At 68.3% G+C, this 21,966-nt stretch carries 19 protein-coding genes; 10 read left to right on the top strand and 9 right to left on the bottom strand.

Annotated elements, in window-relative coordinates; translation table 11 throughout:
- Positions 1 to 45: 45 nt before the first annotated feature.
- Positions 46 to 630, bottom strand: coding sequence for a DUF2889 domain-containing protein (locus HWX76_RS33490; RefSeq protein WP_050015673.1), 585 nt, complete (start codon positions 628 to 630; stop codon positions 46 to 48).
- A gap of 649 nt (positions 631 to 1,279) precedes the next feature.
- On the opposite strand from HWX76_RS33490, the gene HWX76_RS33485 reads away from it, so the two are divergent.
- Positions 1,280 to 1,954: a ProQ/FinO family protein gene (locus HWX76_RS33485; RefSeq protein WP_176016955.1), complete on the top strand. Its 675-nt coding sequence runs from the start codon at positions 1,280 to 1,282 to the stop codon at positions 1,952 to 1,954.
- A gap of 470 nt (positions 1,955 to 2,424) precedes the next feature.
- Positions 2,425 to 3,486 (top strand): DMT family transporter, encoded by a 1,062-nt coding sequence (locus HWX76_RS33480; protein ID WP_089490158.1) that lies wholly within the window; start codon positions 2,425 to 2,427, stop codon positions 3,484 to 3,486.
- Between the two features lie 118 nt (positions 3,487 to 3,604).
- On the opposite strand, the gene HWX76_RS33475 is transcribed toward HWX76_RS33480, so the two are convergent.
- The 6 genes from HWX76_RS33475 to HWX76_RS33450 all read right to left on the bottom strand — a co-directional run bounded on the left by HWX76_RS33475 (position 3,605) and on the right by HWX76_RS33450 (position 9,516).
- Positions 3,605 to 4,030 (bottom strand): TOBE domain-containing protein, encoded by a 426-nt coding sequence (locus HWX76_RS33475; protein WP_050015667.1) that lies wholly within the window; start codon positions 4,028 to 4,030, stop codon positions 3,605 to 3,607.
- A 167-nt stretch (positions 4,031 to 4,197) separates the two neighbouring features.
- Positions 4,198 to 5,694: an efflux transporter outer membrane subunit gene (locus tag HWX76_RS33470; RefSeq protein ID WP_176016954.1), complete on the bottom strand. Its 1,497-nt coding sequence runs from the start codon at positions 5,692 to 5,694 to the stop codon at positions 4,198 to 4,200.
- Positions 5,691 to 6,668, bottom strand: a complete 978-nt coding sequence (locus tag HWX76_RS33465; protein WP_176016953.1) for an HlyD family secretion protein — start codon at positions 6,666 to 6,668, stop codon at positions 5,691 to 5,693. Before HWX76_RS33465 ends, HWX76_RS33470 begins: the two co-directional genes overlap by 4 nt.
- 1 nt (position 6,669) lies before the next feature.
- Complete coding sequence (locus HWX76_RS33460) at positions 6,670 to 6,882, bottom strand: DUF1656 domain-containing protein (protein ID WP_006481008.1); 213 nt, start codon at positions 6,880 to 6,882, stop codon at positions 6,670 to 6,672.
- A 34-nt stretch (positions 6,883 to 6,916) separates the two neighbouring features.
- On the bottom strand, positions 6,917 to 9,040 hold the full coding sequence (locus HWX76_RS33455; RefSeq protein ID WP_050015661.1) for an FUSC family protein: 2,124 nt from the start codon (positions 9,038 to 9,040) through the stop codon (positions 6,917 to 6,919).
- On the bottom strand, positions 9,037 to 9,516 hold the full coding sequence (locus HWX76_RS33450) for a MarR family transcriptional regulator (protein ID WP_050015660.1): 480 nt from the start codon (positions 9,514 to 9,516) through the stop codon (positions 9,037 to 9,039). The genes HWX76_RS33455 and HWX76_RS33450 overlap by 4 nt, the downstream gene beginning before the upstream one ends.
- Positions 9,517 to 9,872: 356 nt before the next feature.
- Between HWX76_RS33450 and HWX76_RS33445 the strand changes: the two genes are divergently transcribed.
- The 8 genes from HWX76_RS33445 to HWX76_RS33410 all read left to right on the top strand — a co-directional run bounded on the left by HWX76_RS33445 (position 9,873) and on the right by HWX76_RS33410 (position 19,118).
- Positions 9,873 to 11,285 carry a PLP-dependent aminotransferase family protein gene (locus HWX76_RS33445; RefSeq protein WP_050015659.1) on the top strand — a complete coding sequence of 471 codons (1,413 nt, stop codon included), beginning with the start codon at positions 9,873 to 9,875 and terminating at the stop codon, positions 11,283 to 11,285.
- Positions 11,286 to 11,392: 107 nt separating this feature from the next.
- Positions 11,393 to 12,364: a hydroxyectoine utilization dehydratase EutB gene (gene eutB / locus HWX76_RS33440; RefSeq protein WP_050015658.1), complete on the top strand. Its 972-nt coding sequence runs from the start codon at positions 11,393 to 11,395 to the stop codon at positions 12,362 to 12,364.
- A gap of 1 nt (position 12,365) precedes the next feature.
- Positions 12,366 to 13,370 (top strand): cyclodeaminase, encoded by a 1,005-nt coding sequence (locus tag HWX76_RS33435; RefSeq protein WP_089490155.1) that lies wholly within the window; start codon positions 12,366 to 12,368, stop codon positions 13,368 to 13,370.
- A gap of 10 nt (positions 13,371 to 13,380) precedes the next feature.
- Positions 13,381 to 14,589, top strand: a complete 1,209-nt coding sequence (gene doeA, locus HWX76_RS33430) for an ectoine hydrolase DoeA (RefSeq protein WP_050015656.1) — start codon at positions 13,381 to 13,383, stop codon at positions 14,587 to 14,589.
- 4 nt (positions 14,590 to 14,593) lie between these two features.
- Entirely contained in the window at positions 14,594 to 15,619 is a 1,026-nt protein-coding gene (gene doeB, locus HWX76_RS33425; RefSeq protein ID WP_050015655.1) for a N(2)-acetyl-L-2,4-diaminobutanoate deacetylase DoeB, read from the top strand.
- 13 nt (positions 15,620 to 15,632) lie between these two features.
- On the top strand, positions 15,633 to 16,103 hold the full coding sequence (locus HWX76_RS33420) for an Lrp/AsnC family transcriptional regulator (RefSeq protein ID WP_050015654.1): 471 nt from the start codon (positions 15,633 to 15,635) through the stop codon (positions 16,101 to 16,103).
- 121 nt (positions 16,104 to 16,224) lie between these two features.
- On the top strand, positions 16,225 to 17,703 hold the full coding sequence (locus HWX76_RS33415; RefSeq protein ID WP_050015653.1) for an NAD-dependent succinate-semialdehyde dehydrogenase: 1,479 nt from the start codon (positions 16,225 to 16,227) through the stop codon (positions 17,701 to 17,703).
- A 20-nt stretch (positions 17,704 to 17,723) separates the two neighbouring features.
- Entirely contained in the window at positions 17,724 to 19,118 is a 1,395-nt protein-coding gene (locus tag HWX76_RS33410) for an aspartate aminotransferase family protein (RefSeq protein WP_176016952.1), read from the top strand.
- A 140-nt stretch (positions 19,119 to 19,258) separates the two neighbouring features.
- Here HWX76_RS33410 and HWX76_RS33405 read toward each other — a convergent pair whose 3' ends face one another.
- Both HWX76_RS33405 and HWX76_RS33400 read right to left on the bottom strand, forming a co-directional pair.
- Positions 19,259 to 20,191, bottom strand: a complete 933-nt coding sequence (locus HWX76_RS33405) for an MBL fold metallo-hydrolase (protein ID WP_124637416.1) — start codon at positions 20,189 to 20,191, stop codon at positions 19,259 to 19,261.
- 307 nt (positions 20,192 to 20,498) lie between these two features.
- On the bottom strand, positions 20,499 to 21,881 hold the full coding sequence (locus HWX76_RS33400; protein ID WP_176016951.1) for an MFS transporter: 1,383 nt from the start codon (positions 21,879 to 21,881) through the stop codon (positions 20,499 to 20,501).
- Positions 21,882 to 21,966: the final 85 nt, after the last annotated feature.

Below are 21,966 nucleotides of genomic sequence, written 5' to 3'. Positions count from 1 at the left end.
AATACCGGTTTCGCAAACAACGCCGGACCGCCGCGTGCCGGGGCTTCAGCCGCCCTTCGCAGTGCCCGAAGGCCGGTGATGTTCGGGCCAAAGACGTTTGACGAGATCGCGCGATGCGCCGTACGCGTAGCAACTGTCGATCTTGAGCGGCTTGCCTTCGCTGTCGCGGTAATCGAGCGACGATCGCCGCATGCCGACCATCGTCTGATAGGCCGTCGTCGCGATCGGGCCGAGCAATTCCTTCAGGTGCGTGCACGTATCGCAAGACGGCAGGCGCTTGCGCACCTCGCTGTTCCAGCCCGCGCCGATGGTCAATCCGACGAGCGCCTGCAGCGAGTCGCCGCCGCCCGGACATTGCGCATACGGATGCGAACGGATGAACGTGGATACGGCGCGCACGACCATGTCGACGTCGAAGACGAGCGTCACGCCAAGCTCGTGGAGCGGCGTCAGCGCCGCGACCGTCCGCGCACCGCCGGGCGGCGTGAAATCGCTGGTCTTGCGGTCCGCGAGGCAGGCCGTTACTTCGAACAGGCCGTCGCTGCGCCGATAGCCGCGCATGTCGATCTGCCGATGGTGGATCTCGTCGCGCGTGATGCCGTCGTGCGGGGTGTCGTCTTGGGAAACCATGCATCCGCTCCGTCTCTTGAAACCGGGTCTTTTCGCAGGCAACGGGATCGCGCACGGCCGATCGGGCGTACGGTGAAAAGCCGGCGGGACGTGCTGCCAACGAAGTCGATTCGGCCATACTACGCACTTTCCGATATTTTCGTCCGCGACGCGTTCGATGCGGACGCAACCAATCGGCCGCCGATGCCGGCGCAAGCGAGGGTCGGGCGGGCGTGTCGGGCGACGTCGGGGGCCATGCAATGCAACGCTTTGCGGACGCGGAACGACGCTGTTCGACGGCTGTCGCGCGGAAGATCGCATATTCAGTCGATTGTCCGCCCGGCCCGATTTCCGGCCGGGCCGCGAATGGCGTGACATCCGGAAACGTATCCATATAATGCGCAACACGACCACGCGGACGCATTTTCGGCGCCGCGGCTCGGGCAAATGCGGACCGGCGAGTCAACCGACCGTCCCGCGTACCGGTATACTTCCACTCCTGCCTTGTCCGGCATCGAGGCCGGGTGCCTGAAAACAGAGTGGCGTGCGCGATGCGGCCCCGTAGTGTTCCGCACCGGCGGCAGGCCGGCCGCACGCATGGCGGCGATGCTTTTGCGCCGCGCGGCATGGCCGCACGAACCACACCTTATATTCCTGGTGGATTGAATTTATGGGTTTTGAACAACTTGCCGAATTGCGGGCGCAGCTCGCAGCGAAGGCCAAGCAGGAGCGCAACGCGAAGCGGCCGGCGGCGCCGACGGACGCCGGCGCGAAGCCGAAGTCCGGCGACCAGCCGTCCCGCGGCGCCAAGCCGGGCGCCGGCGCGAAGGCGCAGCAGCGAGCGAAGCCTGCTCCGACGAAGCCGTCGGCGCCGGTCGATCCGGTCATCGTCGCGATCGGCAAACTGCAGCGGAAGTTTCCGCGCGCGTTCCCGAAGAATCCGGCCCCTAAAGTGCCGCTCAAGGTTGGCATCTGGGACGATCTCGCCCGCGAAGCGCAGGCCGTGGGCCTCAGCGAAGCGGAACTGCGCGAGGCAATGTCGACGTGGTGCCGCGGCAACCGCTACTGGTCCTGCCTCGTCGAAGACGCGGTGCGCGTCGACCTGCAGGGTAACGAAGCCGGGCGCGTGACGCACGACGACGCGGCGCGTGCGCGCCGTCTGAAGGCTCGTCGCCCCGGCGGCAAGGGCGCGGCACAATCGGCCAAGGGTGCGCCGCAGCAGCCGAAGGCCGAGCAGCAGGCCGAGGTCGCTGCTGCACTGCAACCGGCGCAAGCCGAAGCCGAAGCGAAGGTGCAGACCGGCGCCGCACCGCCGGTCGAACAGCAAGCGGCCGGCAACGAGTAATCCACATCGCGCGCCGCGTACCCGCTGCAAGCCGCGGCGGCGCATGACACGACAGACCGACCGGCGTCGACAGACGCAGGTCGGGACTGCCTCTACCGGCACTGAACCTGCCGGTCCATCTCCTCCCCGTCGAACAGACAACGCGACCGGACGACTCACATTCGTCGATCGGGCTCGACACGCGCGAGAGCTTGATTGTTCCGCTTACGTTCAGATAATTCGTATCTCTGAGTAATTGGCGAGCCTACCGCATAATTCGCGTTACGAAATGATGAAGCGAAACGCGTCGATCGACGCGTGAGCGATCCCGCCTGCTCGTCGCGATAAAAATTGCGCGCGATAATCACGACTGGATCATCAGCCCGCGGGCAAGCCGATTGCCGCGATACAACCGTCATTCGAAAAATAAGGCAGGCCTGGCTCGACCCAAAGCCACGCCCAGCGCCGTTAACGCCAACTCAACCCGGACCATGAACCCGAGACGTTCCGCGATTTTCGTCGCGCTCGCCGCTGCCGCGCTGTTCGGCGCCGCGACACCGCTCGCCAAGGCGCTGATCGGCGCGATGTCGCCGTTCATGGTTGCTGGCCTCTTCTATCTCGGCAGTGGCGTCGGACTCGGCATCGGGATGCTGCTGCGCGGCTGGCACGGCCGTCACGCACCGGCCGCGGACGCCGCGCCGTTGCAGCGCGCCGATCTGCCGTGGCTGGCCGGGGCGATCGCGGCGGGCGGCGTGGCTGGCCCCGCTCTGTTGATGCTCGGCCTATCGAGCACGCCGGCGGCGACGAGCGCGCTGCTGCTCAATCTCGAGGGCGTGCTGACGGCCGTGATTGCGTGGGTCGTGTTTCGCGAGAACGTGGATACGCAGATATTTCTCGGCATGGTGGCGATCGTCGCCGGCGGCACGCTGTTGTCGTGGACGCCGGGCCGGGCCGGCGTGCCGGTCGGCGCGCTGCTGATCGTCGGCGCATGCCTGTGCTGGGCGATCGACAACAACCTGACCCGCAAGGTGGCCGCGAACGATGCGATGGTGATCGCGGGCGTGAAAGGGCTGATCGCGGGGCCGGTGAACATCGGCATCGCGCTGGCGACCGGCGCGACGCTACCTGCGATACCGGTCATGGCCGAGGCGATGCTGACGGGGCTCGGCGGCTACGGGATCAGCCTCGTGTTGTTCGTCGTCGCGCTGCGTCATCTGGGCAGCGCGCGCACCGGCGCGTACTTTTCGATTGCCCCGCTGTTCGGAGTCGTGCTGTCGCTGCTGATCTGGCCCGCGTTGCCGCCCGCGACGTTCTGGATCGCGGCCGCGCTGATGGCGCTCGGCATCTGGCTGCACGTGCGCGAACGGCACGAACACACGCATGCGCACGAGCGGCTCGAGCATACGCATCGGCATCGGCACGACGACCATCACCAGCACGCGCACGACTTCCCGTATGACGGCGATGAACCGCACACGCATCCGCACGTGCATCTGCCGATCACGCACAGTCACGCGCATTTTCCGGATATTCATCACCGGCATCGACACTGACCGCGTCGTGAGCGACGGGCGCTGCGCATTGCAAGGTGGCCGTTTATGGGAACGCTAACAGCCGATCGTTGGTTCCGGAATGCTGGTTGCCCGCACATTGCGTGCGATCGTCACGCGATCACTCGACGCCGACGATCACGCTCGATGCCTTGAAGACCGCGGATGCGGCGGCGCCGCTCGCGAGCCCGAGACGATCGACGCTGTCGTTGGTGACGATCGCGACGATTTCCGCACCGCTCGCCGCCTTGATCACGACCTCCGAATTGACCGCGCCCTTCGCGACCGACGCGACGGTGCCCGCGACGCAGTTGCGAGCCGACACCTTGCTGCTGTCGACGTCGACCATCACGATGACCGACGACGCCTTGACGAGCGCGAACGCGTTCGTGCCGGCCGCGAGGCCCAGCGACGCCGCGCTGCCATGGGTGATCACGGCGACGATCTCGAGGCCGTCCTGCGTGCGCAGCGTGATTTCGTCGTTGACGGCACCGGGCTTGACGGCGCTGATCTCGCCGGCGAATTGGTTGCGGGCGCTCGTTCGCATGATGACTCTCCGGGTGGTTGCCGCGGCAGAGCCGGCTGCGGCAAAAGGTGATTGGAAATGCATCGGCCAGTGTACCGTCAACGCCGGCCCTGCGAGTGCCATCGCGCGAATCAGTCCAACCCGTTGCCGCGGGGCGTGTCGTCACGCATGCGATATAGCCGATGTCGCTACGGCGCCGACGGGCCGGCCGCAGGTGCGGTGGCCGCGGAGCCGGCGTTCGCGGCGGCTGCCGCACCGTCGCCGTCCCAACCGCCGCCGAGCGCGAGGAAGAGCCGCACCTGGTCGGCCGCGACCTGCCCTTCGGCCGCCGCGACCTGCGCCCGCACGCTCGTCAACGTGCGCGTCGCGTCGAGATCGGCGATGAACGATTCGCGGCCGGCCGCATAGAGACGATGCGTTTCGGCGGCGGAACTGCGGGCCGATTCGTACGCGGTGCGCAGCGCATCCGTGCGCTGCACGTCGGCTGCATAGGTCGCGAGGCTCGACTGCGTTTCGCGCAGCGCGTTCAGCACGACCCCGTCGAAGTGCGCGAGTGCGCCGCCCGTCGCGGCTTCGGCTTCGCGCACGCGCGCACGCTGGCCGTTCACGGGGAACGACCAGCTGATCAGCGGTCCGAACGACCAGCGATTCGTGGTGGACGAGAACAGGTCGGCGGCGACGCCGACCGAGCCGGCCGATGCGCCGATGCTGACCGACGGGTACAGCGCGGCGGTTGCCACGCCGATCCGCGCGGTCGCGGCGGCGAGCTGACGCTCGGCTTCGCGCACGTCGGGGCGGCGGCGCAGCAGCGCGGCGCCGTCGCCGATCGGAATCGGCCGACGCAGTTTCGGCAGGCGTTCGCATTCGGCGGCGGCTTTCGGCAGGTCGGCCGGCGCGCGCGCGAGCAGCGCGGCGAGCTGGTACTGCGCGATCTTGCGGCGGCCTTCGAAGCGCGGAATGTCGGCGGACAGCGTGCGCACCTGCGTCACGCCGCGCGTCACGTCGGTCTGGTTGCCGCGCCCCGCGTCGCGCAGCCGCTGCGACAGCGCGACGCGCTGTTGCTGCAGCGCGAGCGACTGCTTCGCGATCGCCAGTTCGTCGCCGGCCGAGCACGCTTCGACATACGCGCGTACGACGTCGGCCACGACCGTGATGCGCGCGAGGTCGCCGGCCGCCTTGACGGCCTCGCTGTCCGCGCGCGCGGCTTCGACGCCGCGCCGCAGCTTGCCGAACAGGTCGAGCTCGTACGACACGTTGATGCCGACCGTGCCTTCGTTGACGACCGGCAGCTTGTTTTCGAGCAGGTATTGCTCGGCCGATTCCTGCGCGCGCTGCACGGCCGCTTCGGCTTTGCCGGAGAAGCCGCCCTGTTCGTTCGCGACCACCAGCGCCGCGCGCGAGCGGGCGAGGTTCGCCGCGGCGACGCGCAGGTCGGTGTTCGACTTCAGCGCATCGCGCACGAGCCCATTGAGTACCGGGTCGTCGTACAGTTGCCACCAGTTGCCGGGCACCGCGTCGCGCGACACCAGCGTGCCGTTCGCGTCGTCGAGCGCATGGTTCGCGAGCGGCGCGTTGACGTACGCCTGTTGCGGCAGCGTGTAGTCGGGGCCGACCGACTTGCACGCACCGAGTGCGAGCGCAAGCGGGGCGAGCGTCGCCGCGACGCGCAGACCATGCCGCTTCATTGCGAGGCTCCCGCGGCGCTGGCGGCCGTACCTGACGTAGCCGAAACCGGCGCGGCCGCCGATGCGGCGCCGGTGCCCACCGGCTTCGCGTCGTCGTTGCGGTGCGTGTCGGCGCCGCGCATCGATACGGTCGCGGTACGGCCTGCGATCATCCGGAAATCGTCGGGCACCTCGTCGAGCACGACGCGCACCGGCACGCGCTGCGCGAGCCGCACCCAGCTGAACGCCGGGTTCACGTTCGGCAGCAGGTTCGCGCCCTGCGTGCGGTCGCGATCCTCGATCGCGGCGACGATGCTCTGCACGTGGCCGCGCAGCGCATGCGGCTCGCCCATCACGATGATGTCGACCGGCTGGCCGATATGGATGCCGCGCAGCTTGGTTTCCTCGAAGTAGCCGTCGACGCGGAACGAGTTGCGGTCGACGACCGACAGCACCGCGCGGCCGGTCGGCACGTATTCGCCGACCCGCGGGGCGCGGTCGTTCAGGTAGCCGTCCACGGGACTGACGATCGTCGTGCGCTGCAGGTTCAGCTTCGCGGTGTCGAGCGACACCTGCGCATCGGCGACGCTGGCTTCGCCTTGCTCGACGCGCGTGCGGCTTTCCTCGACCTGTTCGCTCGCGACCAGGTTGCCGAGCTGCAGGTTGCGCGCGTATTCGCGCTTCGCCTGCGCCAGCGTCGCGCGGCGCTGCGCGAGCGTCGCTTCGGCGAGCCGTTCCGCGAGCGCGTAGCGCGCCTGGTCGATCACGAACAGCACCTGGCCACGCTTGACCTCCTGGTTGTCGGCGACCTGCACCGACGTGATGAGGCCCGACACGTCCGGCGCGACCTGGATCACGTCGGCCCGCACGTGCCCGTCGCGCGTCCACGGCGAGAACATGTAGTAGTTGACGATGCGCCACAGCACGAGGCCGGCCACGACGACGACGATCAGGGTGAGCAGGACTTGCCCTGCCGAGAGCCAGGTTTTTTTCACGTTAGGTAGCCACGAGTTGGTGGGACACGATCACGACGGCGGCCAGCACGAACACGTAGATGCCGAGGTCGAAGATCGAACGGTGCCAGACGAGGCGGTAGAAGCCGACGCGCTCGAGCACCGCGCGCACGACGATGTTGATCAGGTACGCGATCAACATCAGTACGAGCGGGGCCGGCACGAACACGCCGAAGATATCGATTTCGCCGATCATGGTCGCGGTCGGAAGGACAAGGTGGAAAGCCGGCTCATGCGCGTGCTCCGTCCGGCGTCTGTGGCGCTTGCGCGGCCGCGGCCGGATACAGCGACAGGCGCAGGCCGACAAGCGCATGCAGCGTGTCGCGCAGCCGGCGGTGCGTGACCGGCGCCGCGGGCGCGGCGGTGCCGTCGGCCGGCGCGGCGCCCGGCAGGTTGCGGCTGGCCACGCGCCGCAGCGCGTCGTCGATCGTCGCGAGCAGGGCGGGCGGCGCGGGCTGGCGCGCGTTCGCGGCCGCGCAGCGCGCGTAGTGATCGGTGACGCCGGCCAGCACGCGATCGATCGCGTCGGGCACGTCGCCCGACAGCCGGCGCCGCGAGCGGCGCAGGTCGAGCGCGTTCAGCGCGATGCGCAGGTCGCGGAAGCTTTCGATCGACGGGTGGCGGTGGTCGTCGGACGCGCCGAGGCGCGGCAGCAGTTGCGTGACGCGATCGAGCATCCGCGATGCGTGGTTGCGCTGATCGTCGAGCGGTTGCGTCGACGCGGAGCGCGCGACGTCCTCCCAGCCCGAGCGTAGCAGGCGCCGTACCGCGAGTTCCGCGCCGAACGGCCGCGTCGCGCGCGTCCACACGTACGCGAACAGCAGCCCGGCGACGCCCGCGAGATTACTGTTCAGGAACACGAAGAAATCGGCCTCGTACGCGCTCTGGATGCTGATGAAGGTGGCCGTGTTGACCGCGACGAGCATCGTCACCATGTTGAACTGCGGGCGCGGCAGCAGCGTGCCGATCAGGATGAACGGCCCCGCGAACATCAGCACGAGCATCGCGAAATCGTGCACGTGCGGCAGCACGACGAACAGATACAGGCCCGCGAACACGACGCTCGCGGCGGTCGACAGGAAGAACTTGAACACCAGCGGCGCGGGCTCGTCGAGCGCGGCGAAGAAGCTGCACGACACGGCCACGAGCGTGACGGCGGCCGCGCCGTCGTGCCAGCCGGACGAGATCCACAGCCAGCACGCGAACACGATCGCGAACACGACGGTCAGCGTCGAGAACAGCATCATCCCGCGATCGAAGAAGCGCTCGGTGCCGCCGAGCCGCCAGTGCCGGTAGCGCGGCTGCCATACGCCCGACTCGTTCGCGATCAGCGCGCGCAGCGAGCGGCAGTCCTGCCAGATGTCGATGACCTGGCGCAGCCGCCACAGCGCATTCGACAGCAACGCGCCGTCCCAGCTCGCCAGCGCGCTGTCGGGCGGCTGCAGCGCGGCGATGCGCGCGCGCAGGTCGTCCGCGACCGGATCGTGCGCCATATCGCCGTCGGAACCGGTCTTCACGGCCGGCAGCGGCGCGTCGAACCATTTCGCGGCGTCGGCCAGCAGCGCGTCGAGCGCGGGCGGGCGCACGTGCAGGTCGCGCATCAGCGCGATCAGCGGGTCGGCGAGCGACGACATCAGCGGCAGGAACAGCTGCATCCGGCCCGCGAGCGCCTGCGCGCGCGCAAGCACGCGCGGATGCGCATGGTCGTAGCCCAGCTGGCTCAGCAGGAATTCGAGGCCGGTGATCGTCGCGGCGAGCCGCTGCCTGCATGCGGACAGCGCCTTGCCGGCCAGGTGCCCGGACAGCGTTTCGCGGCCGTAGAACGCGGCGTCCTTGAACCACGCGTCGGTGCGCTCGATCAGCGTCGGCGCGAGCCGGTTCGGGAACACGGCGCTGCCGACCACGCTCGCGCACACGATGCCGAGCACGATTTCCTCGGTGCGCGCGATCGCAACGTCGAATATCGTGGACGGATCGGTGACGGTCGGCAGCGCGACCAGCGGCATCGTATAGCCGGCTAGCATGAACACGTAGCTGCGCGCGGTGCGATCCGAGATCGCGAGGTACAGCAGCGTGCCGCACCAGGTCGCGACGATGATGCTGAACAGGAGCGGCGTCTCGACGAACGGCGGCACGAAGAAGATCGCGGCGGCCGCGCCGAGCGCGGTGCCGAGCGCGCGGTACAGCGCCTTCGAGCGCGTCGCGCCGACGAACGGGTTCGACACGATGTAGACGCTCGCCATCGCCCAGTACGGGCGCGGCAACTGGAAATACAGGCCGAGGTACAGCGCGAGCATCGACGCGGCGAACGTCTTGCCCGAGAACAGCCAGTCGCGAAGGCTCGGATAGGTCATGACGCGGAATCGGCGGGGTGGGACGCGTGCGACGCCGGAGGATGCGCGTCGGCGGCGTTGAACGCGTTCAGCACGCGCAGCGTCGCTTCGAGATCGGCGCGCGACACGCCCTTGAGCACCTGGGCGCGCAGCGCGCGCAGGTCTTCCTCCATCTTCGCGGTGACCGCGCGGCCGGCGGCCGTCAGCGAGATCGTTTTCGCGCGGCGATCGTGCGGATCCTCGTCGCGGCGTGCGAGGCCGGCCGCGCACAGCTGGTCGAGCAGGCGCACCAGCGACGGCCCTTCGATGCCCACGTGCTCGGCGAGCGTGCCTTGCCGCACGCCTTCGCCGAGACGCCCGGCGATCAAGAGCGGCGTCGCGCAGGCCTCGGATACGTTGTACGCGGTCAGCACGCCGTCGCTGGTGCGGCGCCACTTGCGCGCGGTGAGCACGAGCAGGCTGCTGACGGCGAGGCGGAGGTCGTGCAGATTGGTCATGGGCGAGATGATAGGGGCAAAAATATTCGATAGCAAACTATCGTTTTCGTCGCCGGGATGACACGTCGCATGGGGCGCGGCGACGATATTGAATTGTCAGACGACCACTGTTCGACCACACGAGCACGGCCGTGCATGTGAAGCAAATTCCACGCCCGCGCGCCGCCCGCTGCGCGGGTAGGTAGCCCGCGACTTTCGACCGACCGGAAAATGTGCGGGCCGCGGTCGCTCGGGCACGCCGATTGCGCCGCGCGATTCGCCCACGACGTCCTGCTTTCGCGCGCGATTGCACTAGGACAATATTTTCAGGGTGTCTTTCTGAGCGACCATGTGGAAGCCACGACGGAGACATCGAGATGGGACGGACCGAGGTATCGGCAGGCTGGCGCGACGCGCTCGGCGCGGTGCACGGGATCGAGTCGAAATACAAGCGGCTCGTGAAGGCGATCGCCAGCGACATCGAGAACGGCGCGCTCGCGCCGGGCGCGCGGCTCGCGCCGCAGCGCGACGTCGCGTCGAGCCTCGGTGTCAGCGTGCAGACCGTCACCAACGCGTACAAGGAGCTGGAGCGTCAGGGGCTGATCCGCTGCGAGGTTGGCCGCGGCAGCTTCGTGGCCGCGCGCGTGACCGAATCGATGTCGAACTACATCCTCGATACGACCGAGCGCGAACTCGTCGACTTCTCGATCGCCCGCATCGTGCACACGCCGGAGCACGACGCGGCATGGCGCAGCGTGTGCACGGCGCTGGCCGGCACCGACGATCAGCCGTGGATCCGTTCGTTCCGGCCGATCGCCGGCCTCGATGCGCATCGCGACGCCGGCGCGGCTTGGCTCGCGTCGCTGAACATGCCGGTGCACCGCGAATCGCTGCTGGTGACGAACGGCGCGGCGCACGGGATCTTTCTCGCGCTCGCGTCGATCGTCGGGCCGGGCGACACCGTGTTGTGCGAGAGCCTGACCGATCACGGCGTGATCGGCTCCGCGAACGTGCTCGGGTTTACGCTGAAAGGGCTCGAGATGGACGAGCACGGCATCCGTCCCGAACATTTCGAGGAGATGTGCGATGGCGAGCGGATCAGCGCGCTCGTCTGCACGCCGACCCTCAATAACCCGACCGTGTCGCTGATGACCGATTCGCGGCGCCGCTCGATCGCGCGCATCGCGACGCGCTACGGCGTATACGTGATCGAGGACGACGTGTACGGTCCGCTGCTCGAGAAGACGGGCACGCCGATCGCCAGCCTGATTCCGGAGCTCGGCTTCTACTGCACGAGCATGACGAAATCGGTACTGACGGGGTTGCGCACCGGCTATCTCGCGATGCCGCGACGGCTCGCGTTGCGCGTCGAGAGCGTGCTGCGCGTGAGCAGCTGGATGGCGACGTCGCCGATCGCCGAAATCGCGACGCGCTGGATCGTCGACGACACCGCGCGGCGGCTCGTCGAACTGCAGCGCCAGCGGCTCGCCGTGCGTCAGCAGATGGTGCGGGCCGCACTGGGGCCGTATGTGCTCGGTGCGCATCCCAACGCGCTGTCGGCATGGCTGCGCGTGCCCGACTACTGGCAAGCCGAGCGGATCGTGCGTGAACTGCGCACGCGCAAGATCGCGGTGACGTCACCCGATCCGTTTCTCGTCGGCGGCACGGAGCGACCGAACGCGGTGCGCGTGTGCATCGGCGCCGAAACCTCCGATGCGGCGTGCAATGCAGCGCTCGAGACGATCGCGGGTGTGTTCGAACAGTATCCGCACCTGAACGACTTCCACTGAACCGGCGGCGCTGCCGCGACATCGCGCGCAATGTATCAGGACATTCGAAAGCGCGATTTGGAACATTAGACTGGATCGCATCACATTCGTCGCGAGGCGCGCATTCCATGTCTTCCCTGTCGCTGTCCGACGTCTACCGCGCGCGCCGCCGTCTCGCCGGGCGCGCCGACGGTACGCCACTCGTCGCGTCCGCCGCGCTGTCCGCGCGTGTCGGCGCCCCGGTCTACCTGAAGCTCGAAACGCTGCAGCCGACCGGCAGCTTCAAGCTGCGCGGCGCGACCAACGCGCTAGCGGAACTTGCGGCGCAGCGCGTGACGCGCGTGGTCACCGCATCGACCGGGAATCATGGCCGCGCGGTCGCGCATGCGGCACGCGCGCTCGGCATCGATGCGGCCGTCTGCATGTCGTCGCTCGTGCCGGACAACAAGGTCGAGGCGGTCGCGGCGCTCGGCGCGCGCGTGGTGATCGTCGGCGACAGCCAGGACGACGCGCAGGTGGAAGCGCGGCGGCTGGTGCGCGACGAAGGTTATGCATACGTGCCGCCGTTCGACGATCCGCGCATCATCGCGGGCCAGGCGACGATCGGCGTCGAGATACTCGAAGCGCTGCCCGATACGGCGACGCTGGTCGTGCCGCTGTCGGGCGGCGGCCTGTTCAGCGGCGTCGCGTTTGCCGCGAAGGCGATCCGGCCGCCGATCGAGATGATCGGCGTATCGATGACGCGCGGCGCCGCGATGCACGCGAGCCTCGCGGCCGGTCGCCCGGTCGACGTCGACGAACAGCCGACGCTGGCCGATTCGCTCGGCGGCGGCATCGGCCTCGACAACCGCTACACGTTCGACATGACGCGCGCGCTGGCCGACGACGTCGTGCTGCTCGACGAGCCGTCGATCGCGCGCGGCATCGCGCATGCGTATCGGGAAGAGCGGCTCGTCGTCGAAGGCGCCGGCGCGGTCGGCCTCGCCGCCCTGCTGGATGAACGGATCGCACGCCGCGATCGCAGCGGCCCGATCGTGGTCGTCGTGAGCGGTGCGAACATCGACATGGCCGTGCATCGCAGGCTCGTTTCGGAGAACTGACATGGCCCATCCCGTCACGTTGCTTGGCCACGCGCAACTGCGTGCGCTGGTGCCACTCGATCTCGCCGCGATCGACCAGGTCGAGGCCGCGTTCGCGTCGCTCGCGACCGACGCCGTCGTGATGCCGCCGATCCTGAATCTTGCGCTGCCCGAGCGCCACGCCGAAGTGGACGTGAAGACGGCGTACCTGCCGCGCTTCGACAGCTTCGCGATCAAGGTCAGCCCCGGTTTCTTCGACAACCCGTCGCTCGGGCTGCCGAGCCTGAACGGGCTGATGCTCGTGCTGTCCGCGCGCACCGGCCTGACCGAGGCCGTGCTGCTCGACAACGGTTACTTGACAGCCGTGCGCACCGCGGCCGCCGGCGCCGTGGCCGCGCGCCGGCTCGCGCGCGCCGATGCGCGCCGCGCGGCGATCGTCGGCGCGGGCGAACAGGCGCGGTTGCAGCTTGCCGCGCTGATGCTCGTGCGCGACATCACGCACGTGACGGTGTGGGCGCGCGATGCCGAACGTGCCGCGCGATTCGCGGCCGACGTGCGTGCCGCGCACGGGATCGACGCGGTCGTCGCGCGCTCGGTGCACGCGGCGCTCGCCGACGCGGACATCGCGGTGACGACCACGCCGAGCCGTGCGCCGCTCGTGCACGCGGAAGATCTGCACCCCGGGCTGCACGTGACGGCGATGGGTTCGGATGCGGATTACAAGACCGAACTCGCGCCGTCGGTCTTCGGCGCCGCGCGCTACTTCTGCGACCGGCTGCGGCAGACCCGCGTGGCCGGCGAGCTCGCGCATGCGATCGCGGCCGGCGCCGTTGCAGCCGACGCGGTGTTTCCCGAACTTGGCGAAGTGATCGCCGGCCGCCGAGACGGCCGCACGCATCGCGACGACATCACGATCTGCGACCTGACCGGCACCGGCGCGCAGGACACCGCGATTGCCGTGCTCGCGCTGCAACGCGCCCGCGCGGCGGAAGTGGGCACGATTTTTCACAACGACCTCACGACTTGAGAGGAGACAGATGTCCGCAGTCATCGAAACCCAGACAGCCGCGCCGCGGCTCGCGTTCGCGCGCAGCGAATATGCCGCGCGCATCGCGAAGACACGCGCGGCGATGGAGCGGGCCGGCATCGACCTGCTGATCGTCACCGACCCGACCAACATGGGCTGGCTCACCGGCTATGACGGCTGGTCGTTCTACGTGCACCAGTGCGTACTGCTCGCGCTGGACGGCGAACCCGTGTGGTTCGGCCGCGGCCAGGACGCGAACGGCGCGAAGCGCACCGCGTTCATGGCGCACGAGAACATCGTCGGCTATCCCGATCATTACGTGCAGTCGACCGCGCGCCACCCGATGGACTACCTGTCCACCGAAGTCATCGCCGCGCGCGGCTGGAGCGCGCTGCGCATCGGCGTCGAACTCGACAACTACTACTTCAGCGCAGCGGCATACGCGTCGTTGCAGAAGCATCTGCCGGCCGCGCGCTGGGTCGATGCGACCGCGCTCGTCAACTGGCAGCGCGCGGTGAAGTCGCCGCGCGAGATCGAGTACATGCGCGTGGCCGCGCGCATCGTCGAGCGGATGCATGCGCACATCGTCGAGACGATCGAGCCGGGCATGAAGAAAAGCGACCTGGTCGCGCAGATCTATGCGACCGGGATCGGCGGTGCGGGAGGCTTCGGCGGCGACTACCCGGCGATCGTGCCGCTGCTGCCGACCGGCGCCGACGCGGCCGCGCCGCACCTGACGTGGGACGACTCGACGTTCGCGCGCGGCGCCGGCACGTTCTTCGAGATCGCCGGTTGCTACCGCCGTTATCACTGCCCGCTGTCGCGCACCGTCTATCTCGGCAAGCCGCCCGCGCACTTCATCGAAGGCGAGCGCGCGGTGGTCGAAGGGATCGAGGCCGGGCTCGCGGCCGCGAAGCCGGGCAACGTATGCGAGGACATCGCGAACGCGTTCTTCGCGGTGCTGCGCCGCGCGGGCATCGACAAGGACAGCCGCTGCGGCTACCCGATCGGCGCGAGCTATCCGCCCGACTGGGGCGAGCGCACGATGAGCCTGCGCCCGGGCGACCGGACGGTGCTGGAACCCGGCATGACGTTCCATTTCATGCCCGGGCTGTGGCTCGACGACTGGGGGCTGGAGATCACGGAGAGCATCCTGATCACCGAGACCGGCGTCGAGACGTTCTGCAACGCACCGCGCAAGCTGTTCGTAAAGGAGTAGGGCGATGCGTGCTTCCCCGATCACGCCGACCGTCGATTTCGACGCGGACGGCGAACAGCACGGCTTCCTGAAGCTGCCTTACTCGCGCGACGATTCCGCGTGGGGCGCGATCATGATTCCGGTGACCGTCGTGAAGCGCGGCGACGGGCCGACGGTGTTGCTGACCGGCGGCAATCACGGCGACGAATACGAAGGGCCGGTCGCGCTGTCGAAGCTCGCCGGCTCGCTGAAGGCGGCCGACGTGACCGGCCGCGTGATCGTCGTGCCGTTCATGAACTACCCGGCGTTCCGCGCCGGTTGCCGCACGTCGCCGATCGATGCGGGCAACCTCAATCGCAGCTTCCCGGGCCGACCGGACGGCACGGTGACCGAGAAGATCGCCGACTACTTCCAGCGCCACCTGCTGCCGCTCGCGACGCACGTGCTCGACATTCACGCGGGCGGGCGCACGCTCGACTTCGTGCCGTTCGCGGCGATTCACGTGCTGCAGGATCGCGACCAGGAAGCGCGCTGCGAGCGCGCGATGCGTGCGTTCGGCGCGCCGTATTCGATGCGCATGCTGGAACTCGACAGCGTCGGCCTGTACGACAGCGCGGCCGAGGAAGCCGGCAAGGTGTTCGTGTCGACCGAGCTGGGCGGCGGCGGCACGTCGACGGCGACGAGCGTCGCGATCGCCGAGCGCGGCGTGTATGGATTGCTTGCGCATGCGGGCGTGATCGCCAAGGACGTCATCGATGGCAACGCGCCGCGTACGACGACGCTGCTCGACATGCCGGACGGCTCTTGCTACACGACGAGCGAGCATCACGGGCTGCTCGAGATGTGCCGCGATCTCGGCAGCGAGGTCAAGGCCGGCGACGTGCTCGCGCGCGTGCACGACATCGACCGCACGGGCGTCACGCCCATCGAGTACGTCGCACGGCGGCGCGGGCTGCTCGCGGCCCGGCACTTCCCGGGCATCGTGCAACCGGGCGACACGATCGCGGTGGTCGCCGACATCGTCGAGCGCAACATCCCGGTCGCCGTATAAGGACGCGCACGACGTGATCAAGCTCGACCGATACGACCTCGCGATCCTGCACTTGCTCGAGCGCGACGGGCGCATCACGAAGTCGAAGCTCGCGGAAGCCGTGAACCTGTCGATTTCGCCCGCATGGGAGCGCGTGCGCAAGCTCGAGGAAAGCGGCGTGATCCGCGGCTATCGCGCGGACGTCGACTGGATCGGCGCGTTCTCCGGCAGCCGCATCGTCGTCGAAGTGACGCTGTCGCGGCACACCGCGCCCGACATGCGGCGCTTCGAGGATCGCGTGGCCGCCGCGCCCGAAGTCGCGCAGTGCTATGCGACGGGCGGTGGCGTCGACTACGTGCTGCACGTGGTCGCGCGCGACATCGACCATTACCAGCGCTTCATCGATGCGTTGCTGATGGAAGACCTCGGCATCGAGCGCTACTTCACGTACATCGTGACGAAGGTCGTGAAGTGCGGCTCCGGCGGCGCGCCGGACTGGCTGTAAAAGTTCGCGCCGGCGCGCGGCAATACGGAAAAAACCGGCATTTCCCGCCGTGCAAACCGAAATTTCCGCATGCGCGGGCGCGACACAATGAAGTTCGTGCCCACCAACCAGGAGACGCAGCATGCTGCCCGGACACCCCGTTCTGTTCAAGTCGACCTGCTACGTCGATGGTCGCTGGATCCACAGCGACAGTGCCGCGACGGTCGCCGTCGTGAACCCCGCCGATCAGGCCGTGATCGGCCACGTGCCGATGCTCGAACGCGCGCAAATCGTCGGTGCCGTCGACGCCGCGCAGCGCGCGTACGACACGTGGCGCTGGACGCCGCAGGCCGCACGCAGCGCGGCATTGCTGCGCTGGCATGCGCTGATCCTGCGTCACGTCGACGATCTGGCCGCGCTGCTGTCGCTGGAACAGGGCAAGCCGCTGGCCGAAGCGCGCGGCGAGATCCGCTATGCGGCCAGCTTCGTCGAATGGTTCGCGAACGAGGCGAAACGTGTCGCGGGCCGCACGATTCCGACGCATATCGACGGCGCGCATCTCGGCACCGTGATGGAGCCGGTCGGCGTCGCGGCGCTGATCACGCCGTGGAATTTCCCGGCCGCGATGATCACGCGCAAGGCGGCGGCCGCGATCGCGGTCGGTTGTACCGTGGTCGTGAAGCCCGCGCACGAAACGCCGTTCTCGGCGCTCGCGCTCGCGCAGCTCGCCGACGAGGCCGGCTTCCCGGCCGGCGTGTTCAACGTGGTGCTCGGCGAGCCGCAGATGGCGATGGAAACGCTGGTCGGCGATACGCGTGTGCGTGCGGTCAGCTTCACCGGCTCGACGCGGGTCGGGCGGCTCGTGACCGAGACCGCCGCGAAGGCCGGCATCCGCAAGATCGCGCTCGAACTGGGCGGCAACGCGCCGTTCATCGTGACCGAGGATGCGGATCTCGACCAGGCGGTGCGGATTGCCGTCGGCGCGAAGTTCCAGACGTCCGGCCAGGACTGCTGCGCGGCGAACCGGATTCTCGTCGCGCGACCGCTGTACGACGCGTTCGTCGAACGGTATGCGCACGCGGTGCGCGCGCTGAGGACGGGGCCTGCGTTCGAGCAAGGCGTCGACGTCGGTCCGCTGATGCATCAGGCCGCGTTCGACGCGACTGTCGCGCGCGTCGACGATGCGCGGGCACGCGGCGCGCGCATCGTCGCGGGCGGCCGGCCGCACGCGCTCGGCGGCTGGTTCTACGAGCCGACCGTGATCGCGGATGCCGCGCCGGGCATGCGCGTGGTCGACGAGGAAAACTTCGCGCCGATCTCGGCCGTCTGCGCGTTCGACACGCTCGACGAAGCGGTAGAAACGGCCAACGACACCGAGTACGGGCTCGCCGCGTACGTATGCGCGACGCGCATCGACACGATCTTCCAGCTCGTGCGGCGGCTCGATTTCGCGATGGTGTCGGTCAACGGCGTGAAATTCACCGGCGCGCCGATCCCGTTCGGCGGGATGAAGGCGTCGGGACTCGGGCGCGAAGGCGGCGCCGAAGGCTTCGAGCCGTTCACCGAAACCAAGTACTTCTGCCTCGGCAATCTCGGCCTGCCTGTCGCGGCGACGGCCTGACCCATTCAAAGGAGCACATCATGACAAAATCGATCGACGCACTGCTGCGCGAGGACCGCGCCCACTTCATGCACCCGTCGACGCACGCGTACGACCACGAGACCGGCGCGCTGCCGGGCAAGATCGTGCGCGGCGGCGAAGGCATCCGCATCGAGGATCACCAGGGCAAGCAATATATCGACGCGTTCGCCGGCCTCTACTGCGTGAACATCGGCTACGGCCGCACCGAAGTGGCCGACGCGATGCATGAGCAGGCGAAGCAGCTCGCGTACTACCACACGTACGTCGGCCACGCGTCGGACGCGATCATCGAGCTGTCGTCGCGCATCATCGACTGGTCGCCGGCCGGGATGAAGAAGGTCTATTACGGGATGTCGGGTTCCGATGCGAACGAAACGCAGGTCAAGATCGTCTGGTACTACAACAACGTGCTCGGCCGCCCGAACAAGAAGAAGATCATCTCGCGCGAGCGCGGCTATCACGGCTCGGGCATCGTGACGGGCAGCCTCACGGGCCTGCCGAGCTTCCATCAGCATTTCGACCTGCCGATCGACCGCGTGAAGCATACGGTGTGTCCGCACTGGTATCGCAAGGCGCCGGCCGGCATGAACGAAGCGCAGTTCGTCGCGTACTGCGTCGACGAACTCGAGCAACTGATCGCGCGCGAGGGCGCCGACACGGTCGCCGCGTTCATCGCGGAGCCGGTGATGGGCACGGGTGGCATCATCGAACCGCCGGCCGGCTACTGGCCCGCGATCCAGGCCGTGCTGCGCAAGCACGACATCCTGCTGATCTCGGACGAAGTCGTGTGCGGGTTCGGGCGTCTCGGCTCGAAGATGGGCGCGCAGCACTTCGGGATCGCGCCCGACCTGATCACGGTCGCGAAGGGGCTGACGAGCGCGTATGCGCCGCTGTCGGGCGTGATCGTCGGCGAGAAGGTGTGGGACGTGATCGCGCGCGGCTCGCAGGAACACGGGCCGATGGGGCACGGCTGGACGTATTCGGGGCACCCGGTGTGCGCGGCCGCCGCGCTCGCGAACCTTGCGATCCTGGAGCGCGAGAACCTCGTTGGCAACGCTGCGGAAGTGGGCGCGTATTTCGGCGCGAAGCTGCGCGATGCATTCGGCGCGCATCCGCTCGTCGGCGAGGTGCGCAGCGTCGGCATGCTGGCCGCGCTCGAGTTCATGGCCGACAAGGACGCGCGCACGCCGTTCGATCCCGCGCTGAAGATCGGTGCGCAGGTGTCGGCTGCCGCGTTGCAGCGCGGCGTGATCGCGCGGGCGATGCCGCATGGCGACATTCTCGGGTTTGCGCCGCCGCTCGTGATGACGCGTGCTGAAGCCGACGAGATCGTCGGCATCGTGAAGGATGCGGTGGACGAGGTCGCGGAGCGGAATCTTTCGACCGTCGCTTGATTATCAAGCGGTGCTGATGCGCGCCCCGGCGCGTGAGGTGACGCCGCCGCATGCGAGTGCGGCGGCGTCTTTTTTGCCGGTATGGTTCGCGGAACCCGTCAGCGCATCGCCTGCGGTGCGCGTCGGCTACCGGTCGTCACTCAGTAATCCCACACGACCGGAACGAAACGGAACCCGTCGCCGTGCCGCGCAACGTGCCCGATGGACGGGAACGCGACATGGGCCGCGGCCAGCAGCGCGCCGGTGTCGGCGGCTTCGTTGAACAGTGCGAGACGCACGTCGACCGCCGCGTCCGGATCGTGTTCGAAGCCGTTTTGCCAGTCGGGATTGTCGAAGTTGACTTCGAAAATCGCGTCGCCCGCGAACGTCAGCTTCTCCCCTTTCGATGCGATGTCGACCACGCAGTGGCCCGGCGTATGGCCGCCCGTCACCCGCGCCGACACGCCCGCCGCGACTTCCACGGTCCGGTCGAACGGCACGATGTTTTCGCCATAGAGTTCCACGAACGTCGCGGCCGCCTTGCGCAGCGCGGGCGGAACGGTTTCCGGCATCACCGTCTTGCTGAAGTCCGGATTTTTCCAGAACGCCACTTCCGCGGCCGATACGTGAATGCGTACGTCGGGGCGCAGCTTCGCCTTGACGCCGTCGACGTTCAGCCCGCCGACGTGATCCATGTGCATGTGCGTGATCACGATGTCGGTGATCGCAGCCAGGTCGATGCCGGCCGATTCCAGACGCATCACCGAGCGCCCGGCGCGCGTGAAGTATTCGAAGCCGTCGCCCACGCCCGAATCGATCAGGATCAGGCGATCGCCGCTGCGCACGAGCGCGATGTTGAGCGCCCAGTCGAACATGTCGCGTTGCAGGAAGCGGCCGTCGAACCATGCGTTGCGCTCCGCTTCGCTCACATTGGTGGACATGGTGGAAGTCGGCAGCGGCAGCACGCCGTCGCTGATCAGCACGACATCGACATCGCCGATGCGTACGGCGTAGCGGGACGGAACGAGTTCGCCCGAAGCTTCGTTGCCCAGGGGTTCGATGACCGGCTGGACGTTGCGGATGGGTGCGTTCATGTTCAGTAATCCTGTTCGTCGAGTGAGGTAATCCGCACTGCGCGGCGCAGCGCGGTTCGCGAGCGCGATCGTGAAGATCGCGCTTCGGTTCGCCCGGATTCCGGTTGAGGGTGAGCGTGTGAGCGATTGTAGTGACGGCCGATACATGCCGACAGCGCCGCAGGTGCGCACATCGTGTTGTCCGGACGACAACAATCCGGCGGCGGCTTCAGCCGCCCGAAATGCACATCGCCCGCCATCCGTTGCCGGACGGCGGGCGATGCAATGGATGCCGTTTATGGGAAGCCGGGCGCCGCCGGGGCGCGGGTCAGCCCGGCTGGCCGGGGAGGGTGTCGCCGCGCAGCGAACACCCGCGCGTCTCGATCACCGCCAGCAGCGCGATCAGCCCGACCGCACAGGCGGCCATCATGTAGTACGCGGGAATCAGCGCGTTGCCGGTCTTGCCGATCAGCCAGTCGTTGACGATCGGCGCGGTGCCGCCGAACAACGACGTCGACACGTTGTACGCGATCGCCATGCCCGCATACCGGACGTGGGTCGGGAACATCGCCGGGAACATCGCGGAAATGGTGGCGAGCTGCGGCACGTAGAGCACGCCGAGCACCGCGAAGCCGATGAACGCGCCGAGCGGACCGTGCGTCATCAGCGTGAACATCGGCACGGCCGCGACGAACAGCCCGACCAGCGAGAACCACCACATCGTCTTGCGACCGACGCGATCCGACAGCCAGCCGGCGAACGGCAGCAGCACCATCATCGCGAGCATGCCGATCAACGGAATCAGCAGCGACATGTTCTCGCTGACGCCGAGTTCCTTGTGCATGTAGGTCGGCATGTACGCGAGCAGCACGTAGTTGACGACGTTCAATGCGACGACGAGCGCGCCGAGCAGCAGCAGCGGCTTCGCATAGCGCACCAGCAGCAGCCGGATCGGCAGCGCGGCGGCGACGCTTTTCTCGCGGCGGTGCGCCTGTTCCTCGAGCTCGCGGAACACCGGCGTTTCCTCGAGGCGCGAGCGCAGGTAGAAGCCGATCAGGCCGAGCGGCGCGGCGACCAGGAACGGCAGGCGCCAGCCCCATGCATGCATCGCCGAATCGCCGAGCAGCAGCGCGAAGCCGAGCATCAGGAACGCGCCGAGCGAGAAGCCGGCGAGCGTCGCGAATTCGAGGAAGCTGCCGCACAGGCCGCGCCGCGAATCGGGTGCGTATTCGGCGATGAAGGTGGCTGCGCCGCCGTATTCGCCGCCGGTCGAGAAGCCCTGCACCATGCGCAGCACGATCAGTGCGGCCGGCGCGAGCCAGCCGGCCGTCGCATAGCTCGGCAGCACGCCGACGAGCAAGGTGGCGCCCGACATCGTCAGGACGGTCAGCGCGAGCACGCGCTTGCGGCCGAGCCGGTCGCCGAGCGGGCCCCAGAACAGGCCGCCGAGCGGGCGGATCAGGAACGAGATCGCGAACGTGCCGAGCGCGAACAGCGTCGCGCTGGCCGTGTTGCCGGGAAACAGTGCGGCGGAAATATACGCGAGGCCGTACGCGTAAATGCCGTAATCGAACCATTCGGTCGCGTTACCGAGCGCGGCGGCCGTGATCGCGACCCGCGGCAGGCTGTGCGGCTCGTCGCCGCGGGAAGCCGTCTCGTCCGGAACGGACGCGGCGGCGGAAACGGAAGTCCACGATGGCACGTATCGCATGAGGGGGTCCTCGCTATCAGCGTGCGCCCGGGCGGGCGCCGACGAGGATCAAAGTAATCCCGCCAATTAGCGCTGCCCGATGTCA

The organism is Burkholderia sp. BCC0398 (assembly GCF_902833245.1).
Lineage (GTDB): Bacteria > Pseudomonadota > Gammaproteobacteria > Burkholderiales > Burkholderiaceae > Burkholderia > Burkholderia sola.
This window is presented reverse-complemented; position numbering and strand designations above follow the sequence as displayed.

Excerpts from the sequence above, each read along its gene's own strand:
- HWX76_RS33490 (WP_050015673.1), bottom strand. The coding sequence starts at position 630 with ATGGTTTCCCAAGACGACACCCCGCACGACGGCATCACGCGCGACGAG.
- HWX76_RS33485 (WP_176016955.1), top strand. The coding sequence starts at position 1,280 with ATGGGTTTTGAACAACTTGCCGAATTGCGGGCGCAGCTCGCAGCGAAG.
- HWX76_RS33480 (WP_089490158.1), top strand. The coding sequence starts at position 2,425 with ATGAACCCGAGACGTTCCGCGATTTTCGTCGCGCTCGCCGCTGCCGCG.
- HWX76_RS33475 (WP_050015667.1), bottom strand. The coding sequence starts at position 4,030 with ATGCGAACGAGCGCCCGCAACCAATTCGCCGGCGAGATCAGCGCCGTC.
- HWX76_RS33470 (WP_176016954.1), bottom strand. The coding sequence starts at position 5,694 with ATGAAGCGGCATGGTCTGCGCGTCGCGGCGACGCTCGCCCCGCTTGCG.
- HWX76_RS33460 (WP_006481008.1), bottom strand. The coding sequence starts at position 6,882 with ATGATCGGCGAAATCGATATCTTCGGCGTGTTCGTGCCGGCCCCGCTC.
- HWX76_RS33455 (WP_050015661.1), bottom strand. The coding sequence starts at position 9,040 with ATGACCTATCCGAGCCTTCGCGACTGGCTGTTCTCGGGCAAGACGTTC.
- HWX76_RS33450 (WP_050015660.1), bottom strand. The coding sequence starts at position 9,516 with ATGACCAATCTGCACGACCTCCGCCTCGCCGTCAGCAGCCTGCTCGTG.
- HWX76_RS33445 (WP_050015659.1), top strand. The coding sequence starts at position 9,873 with ATGGGACGGACCGAGGTATCGGCAGGCTGGCGCGACGCGCTCGGCGCG.
- eutB (WP_050015658.1), top strand. The coding sequence starts at position 11,393 with ATGTCTTCCCTGTCGCTGTCCGACGTCTACCGCGCGCGCCGCCGTCTC.
- HWX76_RS33435 (WP_089490155.1), top strand. The coding sequence starts at position 12,366 with ATGGCCCATCCCGTCACGTTGCTTGGCCACGCGCAACTGCGTGCGCTG.
- doeA (WP_050015656.1), top strand. The coding sequence starts at position 13,381 with ATGTCCGCAGTCATCGAAACCCAGACAGCCGCGCCGCGGCTCGCGTTC.
- doeB (WP_050015655.1), top strand. The coding sequence starts at position 14,594 with ATGCGTGCTTCCCCGATCACGCCGACCGTCGATTTCGACGCGGACGGC.
- HWX76_RS33415 (WP_050015653.1), top strand. The coding sequence starts at position 16,225 with ATGCTGCCCGGACACCCCGTTCTGTTCAAGTCGACCTGCTACGTCGAT.
- HWX76_RS33410 (WP_176016952.1), top strand. The coding sequence starts at position 17,724 with ATGACAAAATCGATCGACGCACTGCTGCGCGAGGACCGCGCCCACTTC.
- HWX76_RS33405 (WP_124637416.1), bottom strand. The coding sequence starts at position 20,191 with ATGAACGCACCCATCCGCAACGTCCAGCCGGTCATCGAACCCCTGGGC.
- HWX76_RS33400 (WP_176016951.1), bottom strand. The coding sequence starts at position 21,881 with ATGCGATACGTGCCATCGTGGACTTCCGTTTCCGCCGCCGCGTCCGTT.